The following is an 18,036-nucleotide window of genomic DNA, read 5'->3' as shown; positions in this document are numbered from 1 at the left end:
GCAGCCTCGCGCAACCCCACCCCACGTCGCGCCACACGACGCCGGACGCACCACGACGCCCGGCCTCACCGAGCCGCCGAAGCCGGGGGATGCTGAGGTGCTGACGCAGCGGGACGGCGGCGAGAGCCGCGAGGTGCGCGGGCGGAGCGCTGGCGTCGATTCCGGTGGTGCTCGGGCAGACGGGACAGCCGGAGCCGGCGCGGGTGCCGCCGAGGGGCTCGGTGGGCCGGCGGGAGGGCGGGCCGGTGCTGCTGCTGGGCTGGTTCGACGTACCGGTGGGAGGGGCGAGGCGGTTCGGTCTCGGTGGAGGTCTGTGGTTGGCCCGGCGCGGGCGGGGGTCGTGATCGCAACGGTTTCCCGGGTGGGGGCGTTGGGCCTGATCGTCGTGGCGATCGGGTTGTTGCCTTGGTTGTCGGGGCGGGATCCGGCGTTGTCGGTGTTGCGGGCCCGGGCGGCGGAGCAGGAGCCGACACCGGAGGCGATCGCGGCCGTCCGCAACGAACTCGGTCTTGACGCCGGGCCCGTGACCCTTCTGGGGCGATGGCTCGGGGGAGTCGTCCGCGGTGAGCTGGGGACGTCGTGGACCAACGGTGCCGACGTGTTGTCCTCGGTGACGGCGGCCGCCGGTGCGTCCCTGACGTTGATGGCGGCCGCGTTGGGGATCGCGATCGTGATCGGGGCCGCGATCTGCGTGCCCACGTTGGTTCGTGGTGCGAAGGGCACGTTGCGGGCCAAGGGCAACGGAGTGGTGGCGACCGGCCTGGCGGCGTTGCCCGAGTTCGTGCTGGCGACGTTGTCGATGCTGGCGTTCTCGGTCTGGCTCGGATGGTTGCCGCCGTACGGCTGGGAAGGGCCGCAGCACCTGGTCCTGCCGGCGCTGGCGCTCGCGTTGCCGGCGGGCGGAATTCTCGGACGGCTCGTCGACGACGCGTTGCCGGCGGTGTTCGCGGAGCGCTGGGTCAGCCTGTGGCGATCCGCGGGGTGTACGCCGCGCAGCATCGCGGCAGCCGCGGTACGACGCGCCACGCCGGCCGTCGTACCCCAACTCGGCATGGTCGCGGTCGGACTGACCGGCGGCGCGGTCGCGGTCGAGACCGTCTTCGCCGTCCCGGGCATCGGCCGGACCGCGCTGGGCGCAGCCGAGTCCCAGGATCTCCCACTGCTCCAAGGATCAGTGCTCGCCTTGACTGCGCTCGGTGTAGTGGCCGGTCTCGTCGCCCAGGCGGCCCGACGCAGCCTGCTCGGCCCTGGCCTTCGAGATCAAGCCCTGAGCCTGCCGACAACCTCAGCGGCCACCACGGGACGGCTCCAGAGACTGATCCCGATCGTCTGCGGAACGGTGCTGGCGGCAACGATCGCCTGGGGTCTGACCCTCGACCCGCTGCACCTCGACACCGCCGCCCGCCTGGCATCCCCGAGTTGGGAGCATCCGCTCGGCACCGACTCACTCGGCCGCGACGTCCTCGCGCGGGTTGGTCACGGCGCTGCGACCACGATCGGCACCGCGGTGCTGGTCTGCGCCGCCTCTTTCGTCATCGCACTGGGCGCCGGCTTCCAACCGGCCGTCACCGAGGGCGTCTCGGAGACGGCCAACGCCGTACCGCCCGTCATCGCCGGCATTCTCGTCGTCGCCGTCCTCGGCCCCGGCACCCTCGGCGCCTCCGTCGCGGTCGCCCTCGTCTCCTGGCCGCCGCTCGCCGCACATGCCGCCGCCCTCACGCAGGAAACCAGAGCCGCCGGCTACCTGATGGCTCAGCGGGCGATCGGTTCCAGCCGCACCTGGATCCTCACCCGTCACGTTCTTCCGGCGGTCGTCGGCCCGGTCGCGCGACACGCCGTACTGCGGCTGCCGGGGATCGCACTGGCCCTTGCCTCGTTGGGTTTCCTCGGCCTCGGTTCGCAGCCCCCAGCGCCCGAGTGGGGCTCCGGCCTGGCCGAATCCCTGCCCTATGTCGAACGAGCACCCTGGGCCACACTCGCCCCCGCGATCATGCTCCTCCTGCTCGCGGCGGTCGCCGTCTGCGTCTCGACTCTTCAGGTACGACGGAAATGACGCTTCTCGACGTCCGCGACCTCCACGTCCGGATCCGCGGCACCCACGCCGTTCGCGGCCTGTCCTTCCAGGTGGACAAGGGCGAACTCCTCGCCCTGGTGGGAGAGTCCGGTGCCGGCAAGTCACTCGCGATGCAGGCTGTCCTCGGCCTGCTGCCCTCCGAGGCCGAGATCAGCGGTAGCATCCGTTTCGCCGGCCGCGAGCTTGCCGCCGCCCCACAGTCCGGGTACGCCGATCTGCGCGGCCGCCGGCTGGGATTCGTACCGCAGGACGCCCTCTCGGTGCTGAGCCCGGTCCACACCATCGGCGCACAACTGGCGCTCGCGGTCCGATCGGTCCAGCACACCGACCGGAAGACGGCGTACCAGGCGGCCGTGGGCATTCTCGACCGGGTCGGCATCCCTGATGCCGCACGCCGGGCCCGCGCCTATCCGCACGAGTTCTCCGGTGGTATGCGTCAGCGTGCGGTGATCGCGATGGCGATCGTCAACCGGCCCGAGCTCATCGTCGCCGACGAACCCACCACCGCCCTTGACCCGCGGATCCAGACCCAGATCCTGGACCTCCTGGCCGGACTGAGAGACGACTCCGCGGTCGTCCTCGTCACCCACGACCAGGATGCCGTCGCCACGTACGCCGACCGCATCCTCACCCTGCACGAAGGCCGCGCCACCGACTCGCCCCGCGCCGAGGGCATCCGCCCCAGGACCGAACCGCCGCCCGTGGCCGGCCCACCGCTGCTCGCCGTACGGAACCTGACCGTGAAGTACCGCCGTAGCGAGCGGCCGGCCGTCGACAACGTGTCCTTCGACATCCACCACGGCGAGACCATTGCCCTGGTCGGCGAGTCCGGCTGCGGCAAGTCGAGTACGGCGTCCGCCGTACTGCACCTGCGACGCCCGGACGCGGGCGAGATCCGGCTCGACGGGACCGTCCTGGACGACAGAACCGTCCGCGGCCTCCGTCCGGCCATGCAGCCGGTCTTCCAGGACCCTTACGGCTCCCTCAGTCCTCGCCTGACGATCCGGGACGCGATCGCCGAACCGCTCAAGGTCCAAGGCCGCTGGGATCCGCGGACCGGTCCGGCCAGGGTCGCCGAACTGATGGACCAGGTCCGGCTCGACCCGTCGTTGGCCGACCGCCGGCCGCGTGAACTCTCCGGTGGTCAGTGCCAGCGCGTCGGGATCGCCCGCGCGCTCGCGAGCGATCCCCGGCTGCTCGTCCTCGACGAGCCGGTCTCGTCGCTGGACGGGACGGTCCGCGCCGGCGTGATCAATCTGCTCTCCGAGCTCCAGCGGGAGCTCGGCCTCGGGTATCTCTTCATCTCGCACGACCACCGGCTCGTCGGCGAGATCGCCCACCGCACGCTGGTCATGCACCAAGGCCGAATCGTGGCGTGACCGGACGGGAACGTTGCAGCTTCATGCCACGGCAGGGGCTTCGCGCAACCATTTCGTTCGGTCCGGACATCTAACGGTGAGTGGCAGATCGGCTCCGCTGTGTGAGGCGGTCGATCGGCCCGTTGTGAGGACTAACCGAACGGGAGGGAACTCATCGTGCGATCCACACCTCGATCGAGGCGCATCGGCCTGGCCGTCGCCGCGATCGCAGCCCTCAGTACGGGCCTGAGCGGCCTGGCTCAGGCATCACCACCGCAACACCGACTCCAAGCCCAGGCCGTGAAGGCACAGACGGCCGACCAGCACGTCACGCTGGTCACCGGCGACCGGATCACCCTGTCCGGCGGCGACCCGGCGCGGGCCGCGGTCACACCGGGTCCAGGCCGTGCGGGCATCACCTTCAGCACCCAGCGCACCAAGGACCACCTGTACGTCATACCGTCCGACGTGCGGGACGAGCTCACCAGCGGCCGACTGGACCGCCGGCTGTTCGACGTGACCGGCCTGATCAAGGCCGGGTACGACGACAAGTCGTCGAAGGCGATCCCGGTCGTCGTGACCTACGCGGGGAAGGCCCGACCGCGGTCGGCGGCGCCCGGAGCGACCGTGACCCGACAGTTGCCGGTCGTCAACGGCGCCGCGATGAAGGTGGACAAGGCGAAGGCCGCGAGCTTCCTGACCGGGATGACCTCGGCCCGCTCGGCCGCCGGCGTGGAGAAGGTCTGGCTGGACGGCAAACGCGAGATCAGCCTCGACCAGTCCGTCCCGCAGATCGGTGCGCCCGCCGCTTGGCAGGCCGGATACACCGGCAAGGGTGTCTCGGTCGCCGTACTCGACACCGGGATCGACAAGTCCCACCCGGACCTGGCGAGCCAGGTGGCAGGTGCGAAGAACTTCACCGAGGAGCCGGACGAGGACCTGGTCGGTCACGGGACTCACGTGGCTTCGACGATCGCCGGGACCGCGGCGGCCTCGAACGGCAAGTACAAGGGCGTCGCACCGGACGCCAAGCTGTACGACGGCAAGGTGTGTGAGCAGGGCGGCTGCCCGGAGTCCGCGATCCTCGGCGGCATGGAGTGGGCCGCGAACGAGGTGAAGGCGAAGGTCGTCAACCTGAGCCTCGGCGGCACCGACACCCCCGATGTCGACCCGCTCGAGGAGGCCGTCAACAGGCTGACCGCGCACACCGGCACGCTGTTCGTGATCGCGGCCGGCAATGCCGGTCCGGGCGAGGGCACGGTCGGATCGCCCGGTAGCGCGGACGCCGCGCTGACCGTCGGCGCGGTGGACAAGCAGGACCAGTTGGCCTACTTCTCCAGTCGCGGCCCGCGGGTCGGCGACGGTGCGGTCAAGCCGGATGTGACGGCACCGGGCGTGGACATCGTCGCGGCGAAGGCGAAGAAGTCGGTCATCGGCGACCCGGTCGGCGAGCAGTACCTGAGGCTCTCCGGTACGTCGATGGCAACCCCGCACACCGCGGGTGCCGCGGCGCTGCTGGCGCAGGAGCACCCGGACTGGAAGGCCGCCGAACTGAAGGCAACGCTGACGGCGTCGGCCAAGCCGGCCGCCGGCCAGACCGCCTTCCAGCAGGGCGCGGGCCGGATCGACGTTGCCAAGGGCATCAAACAGTCCGTGGTCACCGAACCGTCCGGCGTGTCGTTCGGTACGGCGGTCTGGCCGCACAACGACGACACCCCGGTGACGAAGACGCTCACCTACCGCAACCTCGGCGACCGGCCGGTGACCCTCACTCTGACCGCGACGCTGTCAGGACCGGACGGAACGCCCGCCCCGGCCGGCGCACTCGAGCTGAGCGCGACCACGGTCACCGTCCCGGCCGGTGGGACCGCGTCGGTGCAGGCCACGTCGAACACCAACCACAACGGCCCGGACGGCGGCTACTCCGGCCGGATCACCGCGACCGGTGGTGACACCACGGTCGAGACGGCGCTCGGGGTGAACAAGGAAAGGGAGAGCTACGACCTCACCATCAGCAACATCGGCGTCGACGGCAAGCCGGCCGCCCCTTTCGGGGTGCTCTTCGGCCTCGACGCCGACGTGTTCACCTTCATCGGCGAGCCGACGACCAAGATCCGGCTGCCGAAGGGCGAGTACGCCGTCCAGGGCGACCAGTTCGTCGAGCGGCCGAACGGTGCGGGCGCGGACCTCTACTCCGTCGTCCGGCCCAGCATCGCGCTGACCGAGAACACCACCGTGGTGCTCGACGCGCGGGCTGCCAAGCCGGTCAAGGTCACCGTGCCGCAGGCCGACGCCTCGGTGGCGATCGCCGACATCGGGTACGACCGGACCTCCGCCGACGGACGGCGTGGGTTGAGCTCGTCATCGCTGCTGTTCGACTTCACCGGTGTGCACACCGCCCAGGTCGGCCCGGCACTGCCGCCGGAACAGATGACCGGGCACGTCGCGTCGCAGTGGGTCAAGCGGGACGCGAACCACTCGCTCGCGCAGACGCCGTACCTGTACGGCCAGACCGACTCGACGCCGGGTGTCTTCCCGACCGGCTTCGTCCGCAACGTCAAGGCCGACGAGCTGGCCGTGGTCGAGCAGAGCATCAACGCGACGTCGGACCGGCAGGTCGAGCGGACCGTCCACGGCAACGCGCCGTACATGGGCGGATCCTGGGCGATCGTCATCCCGTACGAGGTTCCGGTGACCACGAGGCTCCTGCTCGACGACAAGCCGGTGATCTGGCAGCGGACGGTCAGCGAGGTCATGCCGAGTCCGGACCCGGAGGACCCGTTCCCGATCGCGATCAGCCGGCTGACCGCGCCGGAGGCCGGGTACAAGGCGGGCAACACCTACCGTGAGCGGGACAACGCCGCGGCGTTCACCCCGGCACCGGAGGCCGCCGTCCGGTCGGCGGACGACCTGCTGCTGTCCGCCTACCCGCTGTCGGATGCCGAGGGCAACAAGGGGTGGGGGATGACGGACACCCAGTCCAGCAAGCTGATCCGGGACGGGAAGGTCGTGGCCGAGTCGCCGTACTTCGGTTACATCGAGGCCGGTGACCTGCCCGCGGGGAAGGCGACATACACGCTGGAGACCTCGCAGACGCGGCAGACCTACTCGACCTTCAGCACCAGGACGGACCTGCGCTGGACGTTCACTTCGGCCGCGACTGCGAAGGAGACGACGCTGCCGATGCTCGGGGTGCGCTACCAGCCGAAGGTCGACAGCCGCAATGTCGCGGACCGGACGCCGGTGACGGTGCTGCCGGTCGTCGTCGACGGCGTGCCGGGTGAGACCCTGCCGGGGATCCGGAAGCTGGAGATCCAGGTCTCCGGTGACGACGGCAAGACCTGGCAGAAGGCGGCAGTCGCCTCGACCGGCAAGGGCACCTACAAAGCGATCTTCGCCACGCCGAAGAACGCGAAAGCCGTGTCGTTGAAGGCGCATCTGATCGATGCCCATGGCAACATCACCGACCAGACCGTGATCGGCGCCTACCCGCTGCGCTGACAGGCGAGAACCCCCGGGGAAGTGCTCCCCGGGGGTTCTTCCGCAGGTGGGTCAGCCCAGCAGGCCCAACGCCTGGACGGCGTCGCGTTCCTCGGCGAGTTCGGCGACGCTGGCGTCGATGCGGGTGCGGGAGAAGTCGTTGATCTCCAGGCCCTGGACGATCTCCCAGTTGCCGTCCTTGGTGGTCACCGGGAACGACGAGACCAGACCCTCGGGTACGCCGTACGAGCCGTCGGAGACGACCGCCATCGACAGCCAGTCGCCGTCGGCCGAACCGCGCAGCCAGTCGCGGGTGTGGTCGATCGTCGCCGCCGCCGCGGACGCCGCCGAGGACGCGCCGCGGGCCTCGATGATCGCCGCGCCGCGCTTCTGCACGGTCGGGATGAAGTCGTTCTCCAGCCACTGCTGGTCGTTGACCACCTCGGCGGCGTTCTTCCCCGCCACCTCGGCGTGGAAGATGTCCGGGTACTGCGTGGCGGAGTGGTTGCCCCAGATCGTCATCTTCTTGACGTCGGTGACGTGGGTACCGGTCTTCTTCGCCAACTGGGCCAGCGCGCGGTTGTGGTCCAGCCGGGTGAGCGCGGCGAACCGCTCGGCCGGGATGTCCGGCGCGTTGCTCTTCGCGATCAGCGCGTTGGTGTTGGCCGGGTTGCCGGTCACGGTGATCCGGATGTCGTCCGCGGCGTGCTCGTTCAGCGCCTTGCCCTGGACGGTGAAGATCGCGCCGTTCGCCTCGAGCAGGTCGCCGCGCTCCATCCCCTTGGTCCGCGGCCGGGCGCCGACCAGCAGGGCCACGTTCGCGCCGTCGAAGATGGTGTTCGGGTCGTCGCCGATCTCCACCCCGGCCAGCGTCGGGAACGCGGAGTCGTCGAGCTCCATCACGACCCCCTCGAGCGCCTTCAGCGCCGGGGTGATCTCGAGCAGCCGCAGCTCCACCGGCGTGTCCGGCCCGAGCAGCGCACCGCTCGCGATGCGGAACAGCAGGCTGTAGCCGATCTGACCAGCAGCCCCGGTAACGGCCACCTTCACCGGTGTAGTGCTCACGACACGCTCCATTCTGTGCTTTCTGTGTTTCGGACGCTAGCAAGCTCCGCGTCCCGCACCAACGCTGGGGCGCCGACGACTTCCTCACATCCGTTTCTCCTGGTAGGCAGGATCGTTCACCACCCGGATACCAGCCGGACCCCGGCAGGCAGCGGCGATGTCGCCGGTCACGCCGAGGGTTTGGGCGAGTCCCTGACGCGTAAGGAGAACCTCATGCAGCGAACGGTGCTGCCCCGCCGATTCGTCCCCGCCGCCGCCTCCGCGCTCGCGGTGGCTGCCGCCGTCCTGGTCCCGCAGGCCGTGCCGTCGACGGCTCCGGCTGCCGACACCGCCGTACAGTCCGCCGCGAATCATCGCGACGACTTCGTCATCGTCGGGCACCGGGGTGCGTCCGGGTACCGGCCCGAGCACACGCTGGCGGCCTACGAGCTGGCCGCCCGGATGGGAGCCGACTACATCGAGCCGGACCTGGTGATCACCAAGGACCGGCAGCTGGTGGCCCGGCACGAGCCGGAGATCGGCGGTACGACGGACGTCGCCGCGCACCCGGAGTTCGCGGCCCGGAAGAAGACCAAGCTGGTCGACGGGATCGCGGTGACCGGGTGGTTCGCCGAGGACTTCACCCTGGCCGAGCTGCGCACGCTGCGGGCGAAGGAGCGGATCCCGGCGCTCCGGCAGCAGAACACCGTGTTCGACGGCCGCTACCGGGTCCCGACCCTGCAGGAGGTCATCGACCTGAGCCGCCGGCTGTCCCGCGAACTCGGCCGGCCGATCGGCATCTACCCGGAGACCAAGCACCCGACGTACTTCCAGCGGCAGGGTCTGGCGCTGGAGCCGGAGCTGGTGAAGACCCTGACCCGCAACGGCCTGAACCGCCCAGACGCCAAGGTGTTCGTCCAGTCCTTCGAGGTGTCGAACCTGAAGGCCCTGCACAATCAACTGCGCGTCCCGCTCGTCCAGCTGACCAGCGCGTCCGGGGCGCCGTACGACTTCGTCGTCGCCGGTGACAAGCGCACGTACGCCGACATCGTCAGCCCGGCCGGCCTGCGCGAGGTGGCGACGTACGCGAAGGGCCTCGGCCCGGCCAAGGATCAGGTGATCCCGCTGGACGCGACCGGCAAGCTCGGTCAGCCCACCGCGCTGGTCGCCAACGCGCACCGGGCCGGCCTGGTCGTCCACCCGTACACGTTCCGGGTGGAGAACAACTTCCTGCCGGCGAACTTCGACAGCTCCACCGTGGCGGCCGACGCGGGCAACCTCTTCGGCGAGATCGGTGCGTTCCGGAAGGCGGGGATCGACGGGCTGTTCACCGACAACACCGACATCGCCGTCGCCGAGGAGGCCGAAGCGGCCTGAGTGCGCCCAGAAAGTGTCCTGAATGGGTCCTGACAAGATAGGCGGGTGGAACGCAAGGTCGGCTCCGGTACGGCGACCGTCGAGGCTGAGGCGGACGGCACCTTCGTGCTCCGCGTCGACGGCTCGCTGCAGTCCCAGGTCGACCTGGCCGATCCCACCCACCTGGCGTTCGAGTACATGCGGCGGATCGGCGATGTCGTCGACGCCGCCGCACCTCGACGCCAGCCCGTCGCCGTCGTCCACGTCGGCGGCGCCGGGCTGAGTCTGCCGCGGTACGTCGCGGTGACGCGGCCCGGTCGCGGCAGATCGTGCTGGAGCCCGACGAGGACCTGACCGAGTTCGTCCGTGAGGCGCTGCCGCTGCCGAAACGCTCCGGGATCAAGGTTCGCGGCGTCAGCGGCCGGGCCGGGATCACCGAGCTGTACGACGACTCGGCGGATCTGCTGATCCTGGACGCGTTCGAGCACGAGGCGGTCCCGTCGAACCTGGTCACCGCCGAGTTCTTCGCCGAATGTGCCCGGGTGCTGCGGCCGGCCGGCGTACTGGTCGCCAACCTGATCGACGGCTCGGCGGGCTTGCCGTTCGTCCGTCGTACGGCGGCCACCGTTCGTGCGGCGATCGGCGATGGGGTCGTGCTGGCCGAGCGGAAAGTCCTGCGCGGCAAGGGATTCGGGAACGTCATCCTTGTCGCCTCGCGGCAGCCGGTCCCGGACCTGACCACGGCCGGCCGGCGCGCCCAACCGCCGTACGACGTGATGCCGCTGAGCGACCTGGCCGGGAAGGCGGCGCCGCTCACCGATGCCGAAGGGTTCGTCACCCCGGCCGCGCCGGCCGGGACCTTCCGGCGGTGACGGTCAGGCGGCCGCGCGGCTCCTGCCGGAGCTGATCCGGTCGAGCGCCCGCGCGACCGCCGTACGCTCCGTGGGGGTCGCGCCGACCGCCCGCACGAGCTGGTCGAGCCGATCCCGGCCGGGCAGTCGAGTGCCCTGGAACCAGGCCTGGATCGTGGTCCGGGGGATGCCGGTGAGCTGCTCCACACTGCGGGCGGATCTCGGCCGCGCGAGGGCCGACAGGGCGGTGCCGAGTTCTTCCAGGGTCTCGGCGGCCTGCAGCAGTTCGACGACGTCCTGCGCGTCGCGGCCGGCCGTCTCCCAGTGCCGGCGCCAGACCGGGAGGAGTTCGGGTGGCACGCCGCACCCGGTCAGGAACGCGACGGTGACGTCCCAGGTGGGCAACTGCTTCCCGCCGCTCGCCCGGACCAGGTGTGCGTGCGAGTAATGGGCTTGATCGGCGAGCTCGCGATAGGTGAGCCCCGCCTGCTGCCGGACCCGCCGCAGAGCGCCGGCGAACGCCTCCACATCCATGTCGACCTCCCTCGTGATCAAACATAATCCAACATGATCAAACAAGGCAAGTGACAGGTGTCACGGTAGGCTTGGGCAGTGTCCGTCGCGAGGGTTGCCGCTCTGACCTACTACCCGGTGAAAGGTCTGGCCGGGGTCTCCGTGCAGCAGGCCGAGGTCGGGCCGACCGGGCTGCGGTACGACCGCACCTTCATGCTGGTCGAGCCGGACGGGACGTTCCTGAGTCAGCGCAGCCTGCCCGCGATGGCGACGCTGCGGGCCGAGGTGCTCGACGACGGCGCGGCGCTGCGGCTCGCCGCCGACGGCGCCCCGGACCTCGAGATTCCGGTTCGGTACGACGGCAAGCGGCGCGACGTCAGCCTGTTCGGGAAGTGGTTCGGTCAGGGGGTGGCGCAGGACCCGGCCGCGGACGAATGGTTCACCGCGCGGCTCGGCAAACCGGCGGCGCTGGTCCGGGTGACGCCGGAACACGAGCGGCCGGGCTGGGGTGTGCACGCCGGCCAGACCGGGTTCGGCGACGCGCACGCGCTGCTGATCACGTCCCTGTCATCCCTCGACGGGCTGAACGAGCGGATCGTCGAGCGCGGCAGGGACGCGATCCCGATGAACCGTTTCCGGCCGAACGTCGTCGTCGCCGGCTGGCCCGAGCCGCACACCGAGGACAAGGTGCTGCGGATGTCGGCCGGCCCGGTCGAGATCGGGTACGCGGCGCGCTCGATCCGGTGCGCGGTCCCGACCGTCGACCAGGCGACCGGCGAGAAGCGTGGCCCCGAGCCGACGCGCACGCTGGCGACGTACCGCCGGCAACCGGACTACGGCGGCGGGGTCAGCTTCGGCATGAAGGCCGCAGTCCTGGCCGGCGGCACCCTTCAGGTCGGCGACGAGATCGTCGTCCACGACTGGCTCCCGGCCGGACCGGACCCAGCCCCGAACACTCGCTGACCCGCAGCCGCTTCGTGCTCGTCAGAAGGTTCAGGGGATGTCGGTGGGGACTCCGTGGGGGAGGAGCCGGAGACGGTCGGACAGGCCCGCGTTCTCGAACGCGGCGGCCAGACGGTCCGGGCCTTCGGAGAAGTGTGACCAGCCTTCGGTGTGGACCGGGACGATGGTCGCGGGCGCCAGCAGATGGGCGGCTTCGACGGCTGCCTCGGAGGTGAGGGTGAGCGGCTCGCCGTTCATCAGAGGAGCCCGGGCGGCGCCGGCGAAGAGGACGGCGACATCGACGGAGAAGCGGTCGGCGATCTGCTTGACCAGGTCGACCGAGGCGTTGTCGCCGGAGACGTAGACGGTGGGAAGGTCGTCCGCGGTCAGGACGAAGCCCGTGACGACGCCGAGGACGGCTTCGGCACCTTCGGGTCCATGCAGCGCCGGTACGCCGGTGACTGTCACGACCCCACCGTCAGGACGGGGCAGGTCGACCGACTCCCAGTTCTCCAGACCTCGTACGCCGAGAATCCGGGTGGCGGCACCGGGAGTCGACAGGACCACCGGCACCAACGGCAGCAACGCACGGCCCGCGTTGTCGAGATTGTCGATGTGCTCGTCGTGCGACAGCAGCACGACGTCGATGGGGCCGAGGTCGGTTGCGGGTACGGCCGGGCCGGTCAGTTTGCTCATCACCCGGCCGATCGGCAGCACGTACTCCTGTGGCTCGTCGAAGCCGGGATCGGTCAAGAAAGTGAGTCCGCCAAGACTGATCAATGCGGTCGGGCCGCCGATGTGCGTGATCTTCATGCCCTCGATCGTCGCGTCCGGCCGATGGGATCACCATTGGCCCGAGAGCCACAGTTCCTGAAGATCGGGCCATACTGGTGACCATGCGCACTGTCGCCGTCCTCGCATTCGACCAGATGAGCCCGTTCCACCTGTCCGTCCCGTGCCTGGTGTTCGGCGACCGCCTCGGCGCGCCGGGCGAGTACGACGTCCGCGTGTGTGCCGAGCACCCCGGTCAGCTCCGGACCAACGCCGGCTTCGGGATCACCGTCGACCACGGCCTGGAGGCGATGGACGCCGCGGACCTCGTGGTCCTGCCCAGTTGGCTCCCGGACCTCGAGCCGTCCGCCGTACTGATCGACACCATCCAGCGGGCGCACGCCCGGGGCGCGACGGTCCTCGGGTTGTGCATCGGTGCGTTCCTGGTCGCGGCGAGCGGGATCGTCGACGGCCGGGAAGTGGTGACGCACTGGAAGTGGGCGGACCAGTTGCAGGCCAGGCACCCGGACACCAAGGTCCGCGCGGACGTGCTCTGGTCCGACCTCGGCGACGTCGTCACCTCGGCCGGGACCGCCGCGTCGCTCGACTGCTGTCTGCACATCGTCCGCACGCACCACGGTGTCGAGTTGGCCGAGCGGCTGGCCCGGAGCATCGTGGTCGCGCCGCACCGCAGCGGTTCGCAGGCGCAGTACATCCCGGTCCCGGTGCCGCCCGACCCCGGCGACGACGTCATCGAGAAGGCGATGGTGTGGGCGCGCGCCCGGCTCGACCAGCCGGTGACGCTCGACGAATGGGCAGCCGCGGTAGCGCTGTCACGTCGTACCTTCACCCGGCAGTTCCGCGCCCGCACCGGTAGCTCGGGGCAAGCGTGGCTGCTTCGCCAGCGACTCGACCGGGCGAGGTTGTTGCTGGAGACGACGGACTACCCGGTCGAGCGGGTGGCGAGCGAGAGCGGATTCGGCAGCAGTGCGGCGCTGCGGCACCACTTCCACGCCCTCCTCGGTACGACGCCTCAGCGGCACCGGCAGGAGTTCGGCGTACTCACAACAGGATCAGCAGGGTATAGAGAGCCGGCGACGCGAACGTGATCAGGAGGATCCAGGCGATCATCCGGTGACCCGGTTTGCCGCGGTCCAGGGACGAGGCGAAGTACAGGACCGCGCCTTCCTCGGTGTGCCGGCTCAGGCCCATCCGCTTGGCCTCCTCGGGACGCGGATCGGGGCGCTCGTCGGCGAGGGCGTCCGGCGGAATCCCGAAGTGGGCCGGCCGGGGCGGGTCCAGATCATCGCGTTCCCCGTACATCCGGCCTCCCGCAGGGTTGGTGGACCAAGGATGGTTCCCTCCCATCGTCCCACCAACCCCGCAGGAAAGGACGCCACCCTTACGAGAAGTCCGCCACCCAAGCGACGCGCGTATTCCAGGTGCCGATGCAGATGCCGAACAGGTTGAAGCGGCTGCAGTACCTGGCGGTCTCCCGGCCAACGCCCAAGGTGTCCAGGTTGCAGTTGAGGACCACGCTCCGGCTCTGGGTCATCATCTGGTTGTACGCCTGCTGTGCGGTCCAGCTGTTGCCGCCTGCGGTCGTCTTCGACGAACCAGAACTGTTGACCGCGCCGGACTCGGCTCTCTCATCGGCGTCCGACCGTGCACCATCTGTGAGGCTCGGGTCCTGCTCGAGCGGTGCGCAGCCGTTCTCAACGCGGGCGGCGTCGATCATGTCGAAGAGCTGCAATTCCTCGGCGGTCATCCCGCCGTCCCTGGCCGGCGGAGGTGGTGCCGGTGGGGTGTTGGTGGTTGTGGGCGTGGTGCTTGGCTGGGTTGTGGTGGTGGTGCGGTCCGGTGTGGGGGTTGGCTGGGTCGGGGCTGTGGTCGTGTGGTCGTCCGTGGGAGACGAGGTGGGGCGGTCCGTGGGGTCCGCGGTCGACGGGGTGGAGGTCGGGGTGGCCGAGTCCGTCGGGGTCGGCGTCGGGGTCGCGCTCGGGGTGAGTGGTGGGGTGGTCGGCCGGGTCGTCGGGGGATTGACGGCCGGCTTGGCGGTCGGGGTCACGTAGGTGTCGTCGGTGCGGGTGACGATCGGGATCGAGGCGTCGGCCTCGTCGTTCTGCGGCTGGTGCAGAAGGATCCACGAGATCGGGGTGATCACCAGTACGACGGACGCGACCGCGATCACGGGACGCCGTACCCGGGAGGAACCACCACCGGCGGACCGCGCCGCCGCGCGGGAACCGCCGCGCCCGCCCCCACCTGAGGCAGCCGCGGTGTTCCCGCCAGTCGGACCGGACACCGCGGCCGTCGTGGTGGCGACGCCGCCGATCCGTGAGCCCGACGTCCCGGTGGGTGCCGACTCGGCATCCGCCTCGGTCCGCGATGCGAAGCGCCGACCCGTCCGTGAACCCGCTTCAACCGTCGAACCGGCGGCCGACTGCGTCACCCAAGAAGGCGACCCCCCGCCCGCCGCGGCACGAGAGTAAGACCGCGACGACCCGCCGTCCCCGAGCCCACCCGAGCCCCCCGCCGCGCCAGAGTACGACCGCGACGAAGCGCTGTCTCCGAGTCCGGAGGTGCCGCCTGCGGCTGTGCCGGAGTACGACCGTGTGGAGGCGCTGTCTCCGAGTCCGGTCGAGCCGCCCGCCGTGCCGGAGTACGACCGTGAGGAGGTGCTGTCTCCGAGTCCGGAGGTGTTGCCCGCGGCTGTGCCGGAGTACGACGGCGACGAGGTGCTGTCTCCGAGGCCGGAGGGGCCGCCTTCGGGTGTGGCGGAGTACGGGCGTGGGGAGGTGCTGTCTCTGAGGGCGGAGGTGCTGGGCGCCGGTGGGGCGGAGTATGGGCGTGGGGTGGCGGTGGTGGCTGGGCCGGAGTCTGTGGCGGGGGTGGTGGCGCGGGTGTAGGAGCGGGTGGAGGCCAGGTCGGCCAGGTCGGCGGCGGCGGTGCTGGTGGTGGCAGCGCGGGAGTGGGAGCGGGAGGTGTCCGCCGGGCTTGAGGTGTCGGCTGCGCGGGTGTAGGAGCGAGGTGGGACGGGGTCGCCGACGGGGGAGCGGACGCTGGACGGGGAGGTCGGGCGTGCGATCGGCTGGGTTCCCGCGCCCGGAGTGGATTGGGCGTTCGCCCAGAAGGGAGACCGGTTGGCCGCGCCCGCCGACTGTGCGGCCGCCCAGATCGGGGACTCGTCACTCGTCCGCGGTGCGTACCGGGGCGGCTCCGGTGGGGTGGGCGGAGTGGTCTCCGCCGGAGTGGGCCGAGCCGCGCCGGAACGGGATCCCCGGGACGCCGCCCGGGTCGCTCTCCTGCGTGGCTTGTACCGGCCGTTGGCGCCGGACTCGGACATTATTTCGTTGTTCCCTTCACTGTCTCGCCCTGGGGCCGTGGCCTGCCGTCCCCCACCTGCTCGCGACGGCGCGGGATGACCGTCCACGACCCAAGACGTGCCTCATCACTCGTCTCACCGGAGCCCCCCAGGACGGTCCGGCGACATGACAAGGACGGATCTACCCGCGGCGACCGGCCGTGAACCGGCCGGACGTTGTGGCCGTGAGACAACGTTTCGGCCCCACTCGGTGTGTTCGACACAATGACATTCCTCGTCAGCGGCGTCCGAAGTCCTGGACCCAGCTGCCTGGGCCCCAGTCGGACCGGACCTGGCCGGGGTCGTAGCCGATGCCGATCACGGTGAACCGGCAGTTGAGGATGTTCTTGCGATGTCCTTCGCTCTTCATCCAGGCCGCAACGACCTTCTGTGCGCTGTCGTAACCGGCGGCGATGTTCTCGCCCCAGCCCGAGCCGCGGAAGCCGGCGGCCGCCATCCGGTCGCCCGGGTCCTGACCGTCGGGGTTGGTGTGGTCCATGTAGTGGTGGCGCACCATGTCGGAGGCGTGCCTCCCGGCCGCCTCGACCAGTGCGCTGTCCAGCCGGAGCCGGCCGCAGCCCTGCCGCTCGCGGATCGCGTTGGTGTACTCGAGCACCTCGCGCTCCTGCGCGTTCGTGCCGCCACCGCTCGGCGGCGGCTCCGAGGTCGTCGTCTCGCTCGGGCGCGGCTCGGTGGTCTCGGTCTTCGTCGGCGTGGTCCGCGTCGGTCGCGGCCTCGTCGTGGTGGTGCCGGTCTCGGTACTGCGCGGTGCGGTCGGGCTCACCGTCACCGTCGTCACGATCGCGGTCGGCGAGGTGCTGACGATGCTCGCGGGTGGACCGGTCGGCGTCGCGGACGGGGTGTCCGAGGTCGACGTGGAGGCTGCCGACCCGAGCACCGGCGTACCGGTGACGACAGTCGTCGCCCCGTTGGGGAGCGTCTTGGTGACCGTGGTGTCCGGCGTACCGGAGGAATTGGTGCCGTCGACAACCGAATGGCCGGCGTCGTCGCGGGCGTCCTCGGACACGTTCAGGACCTTGGTCGCGCCGTCGACGGCGGAACTGTCGCGGGACATCAGCCAGACCACCGGGCCGATGGCGAGCAGGACGGACAACGCGCTGACGATGGGGCCGATCAGGCCACGGCTCCGCCGGGGAGCTCGTCTGCTGCCGCGGTGTCGCCGGGGGGTAGGCGAATCCGTCATGGGTGGGCGAATCCTCTTCGTTTTCGTCGTACCGAGTGCTCGTCGTTCCCCGCGTGTGCAGTTGTTGCCAGGTCCCCCCTGGTTGCCGAACAGCGACCTTAACCGACCGGAGAGGTCACCGTTACAGATCCGGCACACCTCTTAACGATTCCCGAAGGTTCCCCCGGCAAGCGCTTGTTCCGGCGGGCTCCACCCGCCGGAATCATCGCTTCGCGGCCGCGGCTATCCGCCGAAGTTCTGCACCCAGCTGCCGTTGCCCCACTCGGGTTTCACCTGGCCGGCGTCGTACCCGATGCCGATCATCGTGTAGGTGCAGTTGAGGATGTTCCGCCGGTGCCCGTCGCTGTTCATCCAGCCCTCGACCACGGCGGCGGGGTCCTGGTAGCCGACGGCTATGTTCTCGGCCATCGCGCCGCCGCTGAATCCGGCCGCCTTCATCCGGTCGAACGGGCTGCGGCCGTCCAGGCTCTCGTGCGCGAAGTAGTGCCGGTCGACCATGTCGGCCGCGTGCGCCTCGGCGGCTCTGGTCAGCGCGCTGTTCGTCCGGAGCGGTCCGCAGCCGGCCTTGGCCCGCTCGGCGTTGGTGAGCTTCAGCACCTGCGCCTCCGCCGTACCCGATCCGCCCGACGGAGCGCTCGTCGTCTTGGTCGCCGTCGGCGTACTGGTGCGCGTGGTCGGCCTCGGTGACGGCTTCGGGGTCCGGCTGCCCTCCCGGCTCGGCGCCGTTGTCGACCGCCGTGGCGTCGGCCTTGGGTTGGTGGCCTTCGACCGGGTCGGCGTGGCGGCCGGCTTCGGTGTCGTACGGCGGGAAGGCGTCGACGCCGGCGTGGTCGCCCGCGTCGTGCCGGGACCGCTCGGAGTGAGGGACGTGTCGTCGGACGTCGTCGTCAACGGCCGGTCCTGGCTGGTCAGGACGTTCGCCGTCCGGTCCAGCACGAACCACCCGATCCCGGCGATCACCACCAGTGCGGTGAGCGACGCCAGAATCGGGCCGATCACTCCGTGGCGCTGCGGACGTCGGTGGCTCGTCATGGTCAGCAGCCTTGCCCAGTTCAGACGCGGGTGACTCCCCGCCCCCG

At 70.6% G+C, this 18,036-nt stretch carries 19 protein-coding genes; 12 read left to right on the top strand and 7 right to left on the bottom strand.

What is annotated here, in order from left to right; translation table 11 throughout:
- Nucleotides 1-361: 361 nt before the first annotated feature.
- The 3 genes from ACYVOK_RS34975 (at nt 362) to ACYVOK_RS34965 (ending at nt 6,933) form a co-directional block, all read left to right on the top strand.
- Nucleotides 362-2,053, top strand: coding sequence for an ABC transporter permease subunit (locus ACYVOK_RS34975; RefSeq protein WP_460666901.1), 1,692 nt, complete (start codon nt 362-364; stop codon nt 2,051-2,053).
- A complete protein-coding gene (locus ACYVOK_RS34970) occupies nt 2,050-3,453 on the top strand; it encodes an ATP-binding cassette domain-containing protein (RefSeq protein ID WP_460666900.1) in 1,404 nt (467 codons plus the stop codon). Before ACYVOK_RS34975 ends, ACYVOK_RS34970 begins: the two co-directional genes overlap by 4 nt.
- 279 nt (nt 3,454-3,732) lie before the next feature.
- Nucleotides 3,733-6,933, top strand: a complete 3,201-nt coding sequence (locus tag ACYVOK_RS34965) for a S8 family serine peptidase (protein WP_460666899.1) — start codon at nt 3,733-3,735, stop codon at nt 6,931-6,933.
- A 51-nt stretch (nt 6,934-6,984) separates the two neighbouring features.
- Here the strand turns inward: ACYVOK_RS34965 and ACYVOK_RS34960 are convergent, their stop codons facing one another.
- Nucleotides 6,985-7,977 (bottom strand): malate dehydrogenase, encoded by a 993-nt coding sequence (locus ACYVOK_RS34960; protein ID WP_460666898.1) that lies wholly within the window; start codon nt 7,975-7,977, stop codon nt 6,985-6,987.
- A 213-nt stretch (nt 7,978-8,190) separates the two neighbouring features.
- On the opposite strand from ACYVOK_RS34960, the gene ACYVOK_RS34955 reads away from it, so the two are divergent.
- Genes ACYVOK_RS34955 through ACYVOK_RS34945 form a run of 3 tightly spaced genes read left to right on the top strand, consistent with a single transcriptional unit; the run spans nt 8,191 to nt 10,184 of the window.
- Nucleotides 8,191-9,333 (top strand): glycerophosphodiester phosphodiesterase, encoded by a 1,143-nt coding sequence (locus tag ACYVOK_RS34955; protein WP_460666897.1) that lies wholly within the window; start codon nt 8,191-8,193, stop codon nt 9,331-9,333.
- Between the two features lie 45 nt (nt 9,334-9,378).
- Nucleotides 9,379-9,666: a hypothetical protein gene (locus tag ACYVOK_RS34950; RefSeq protein ID WP_460666896.1), complete on the top strand. Its 288-nt coding sequence runs from the start codon at nt 9,379-9,381 to the stop codon at nt 9,664-9,666.
- Nucleotides 9,642-10,184 carry a spermidine synthase gene (locus ACYVOK_RS34945; RefSeq protein WP_460666895.1) on the top strand — a complete coding sequence of 181 codons (543 nt, stop codon included), beginning with the start codon at nt 9,642-9,644 and terminating at the stop codon, nt 10,182-10,184. Before ACYVOK_RS34950 ends, ACYVOK_RS34945 begins: the two co-directional genes overlap by 25 nt.
- A gap of 3 nt (nt 10,185-10,187) precedes the next feature.
- On the opposite strand, the gene ACYVOK_RS34940 is transcribed toward ACYVOK_RS34945, so the two are convergent.
- On the bottom strand, nt 10,188-10,697 hold the full coding sequence (locus ACYVOK_RS34940) for a helix-turn-helix transcriptional regulator (protein WP_460666894.1): 510 nt from the start codon (nt 10,695-10,697) through the stop codon (nt 10,188-10,190).
- 78 nt (nt 10,698-10,775) lie between these two features.
- On the opposite strand from ACYVOK_RS34940, the gene ACYVOK_RS34935 reads away from it, so the two are divergent.
- Nucleotides 10,776-11,639 carry an MOSC domain-containing protein gene (locus ACYVOK_RS34935; protein ID WP_460666893.1) on the top strand — a complete coding sequence of 288 codons (864 nt, stop codon included), beginning with the start codon at nt 10,776-10,778 and terminating at the stop codon, nt 11,637-11,639.
- 30 nt (nt 11,640-11,669) lie between these two features.
- On the opposite strand, the gene ACYVOK_RS34930 is transcribed toward ACYVOK_RS34935, so the two are convergent.
- Complete coding sequence (locus ACYVOK_RS34930; protein WP_460666892.1) at nt 11,670-12,431, bottom strand: MBL fold metallo-hydrolase; 762 nt, start codon at nt 12,429-12,431, stop codon at nt 11,670-11,672.
- Between the two features lie 83 nt (nt 12,432-12,514).
- On the opposite strand from ACYVOK_RS34930, the gene ACYVOK_RS34925 reads away from it, so the two are divergent.
- Nucleotides 12,515-13,498, top strand: a complete 984-nt coding sequence (locus ACYVOK_RS34925; RefSeq protein WP_460666891.1) for a GlxA family transcriptional regulator — start codon at nt 12,515-12,517, stop codon at nt 13,496-13,498.
- Here ACYVOK_RS34925 and ACYVOK_RS34920 read toward each other — a convergent pair.
- Together ACYVOK_RS34920 and ACYVOK_RS34915 are read right to left on the bottom strand one after the other, a co-directional pair.
- Nucleotides 13,452-13,712 (bottom strand): hypothetical protein, encoded by a 261-nt coding sequence (locus tag ACYVOK_RS34920; RefSeq protein WP_460666890.1) that lies wholly within the window; start codon nt 13,710-13,712, stop codon nt 13,452-13,454. The genes ACYVOK_RS34925 and ACYVOK_RS34920 overlap by 47 nt on opposite strands.
- A gap of 79 nt (nt 13,713-13,791) precedes the next feature.
- A complete protein-coding gene (locus ACYVOK_RS34915) occupies nt 13,792-14,157 on the bottom strand; it encodes a CAP domain-containing protein (RefSeq protein ID WP_460666889.1) in 366 nt (121 codons plus the stop codon).
- 148 nt (nt 14,158-14,305) lie between these two features.
- Here ACYVOK_RS34915 and ACYVOK_RS34910 point away from each other — a divergent pair, with 148 nt between their 5' ends.
- From ACYVOK_RS34910 to ACYVOK_RS34900, 3 genes are all read left to right on the top strand, one after another.
- Nucleotides 14,306-14,461, top strand: coding sequence for a hypothetical protein (locus tag ACYVOK_RS34910; RefSeq protein WP_460666888.1), 156 nt, complete (start codon nt 14,306-14,308; stop codon nt 14,459-14,461).
- Nucleotides 14,462-14,470: 9 nt separating this feature from the next.
- Entirely contained in the window at nt 14,471-14,881 is a 411-nt protein-coding gene (locus ACYVOK_RS34905; protein ID WP_460666887.1) for a hypothetical protein, read from the top strand.
- A 105-nt stretch (nt 14,882-14,986) separates the two neighbouring features.
- Nucleotides 14,987-15,298 carry a hypothetical protein gene (locus ACYVOK_RS34900; protein ID WP_460666886.1) on the top strand — a complete coding sequence of 104 codons (312 nt, stop codon included), beginning with the start codon at nt 14,987-14,989 and terminating at the stop codon, nt 15,296-15,298.
- A 693-nt stretch (nt 15,299-15,991) separates the two neighbouring features.
- Here ACYVOK_RS34900 and ACYVOK_RS34895 read toward each other — a convergent pair.
- Both ACYVOK_RS34895 and ACYVOK_RS34890 read right to left on the bottom strand, forming a co-directional pair.
- A complete protein-coding gene (locus ACYVOK_RS34895; protein WP_460666885.1) occupies nt 15,992-16,867 on the bottom strand; it encodes a CAP domain-containing protein in 876 nt (291 codons plus the stop codon).
- Nucleotides 16,868-17,179: 312 nt separating this feature from the next.
- Nucleotides 17,180-17,554: a CAP domain-containing protein gene (locus ACYVOK_RS34890; protein ID WP_460666884.1), complete on the bottom strand. Its 375-nt coding sequence runs from the start codon at nt 17,552-17,554 to the stop codon at nt 17,180-17,182.
- Between ACYVOK_RS34890 and ACYVOK_RS34885 the strand changes: the two genes are divergently transcribed.
- Nucleotides 17,541-18,023 (top strand): hypothetical protein, encoded by a 483-nt coding sequence (locus tag ACYVOK_RS34885; RefSeq protein WP_460666883.1) that lies wholly within the window; start codon nt 17,541-17,543, stop codon nt 18,021-18,023. The two genes, ACYVOK_RS34890 and ACYVOK_RS34885, sit on opposite strands and share 14 nt — an antisense overlap.
- Nucleotides 18,024-18,036: the final 13 nt, after the last annotated feature.

Source organism: Kribbella swartbergensis, from assembly GCF_054784135.1.
The sequence above is the reverse complement of the archived record's forward strand: the minus strand, read 5'-3'. Positions and strand labels throughout refer to the sequence as shown.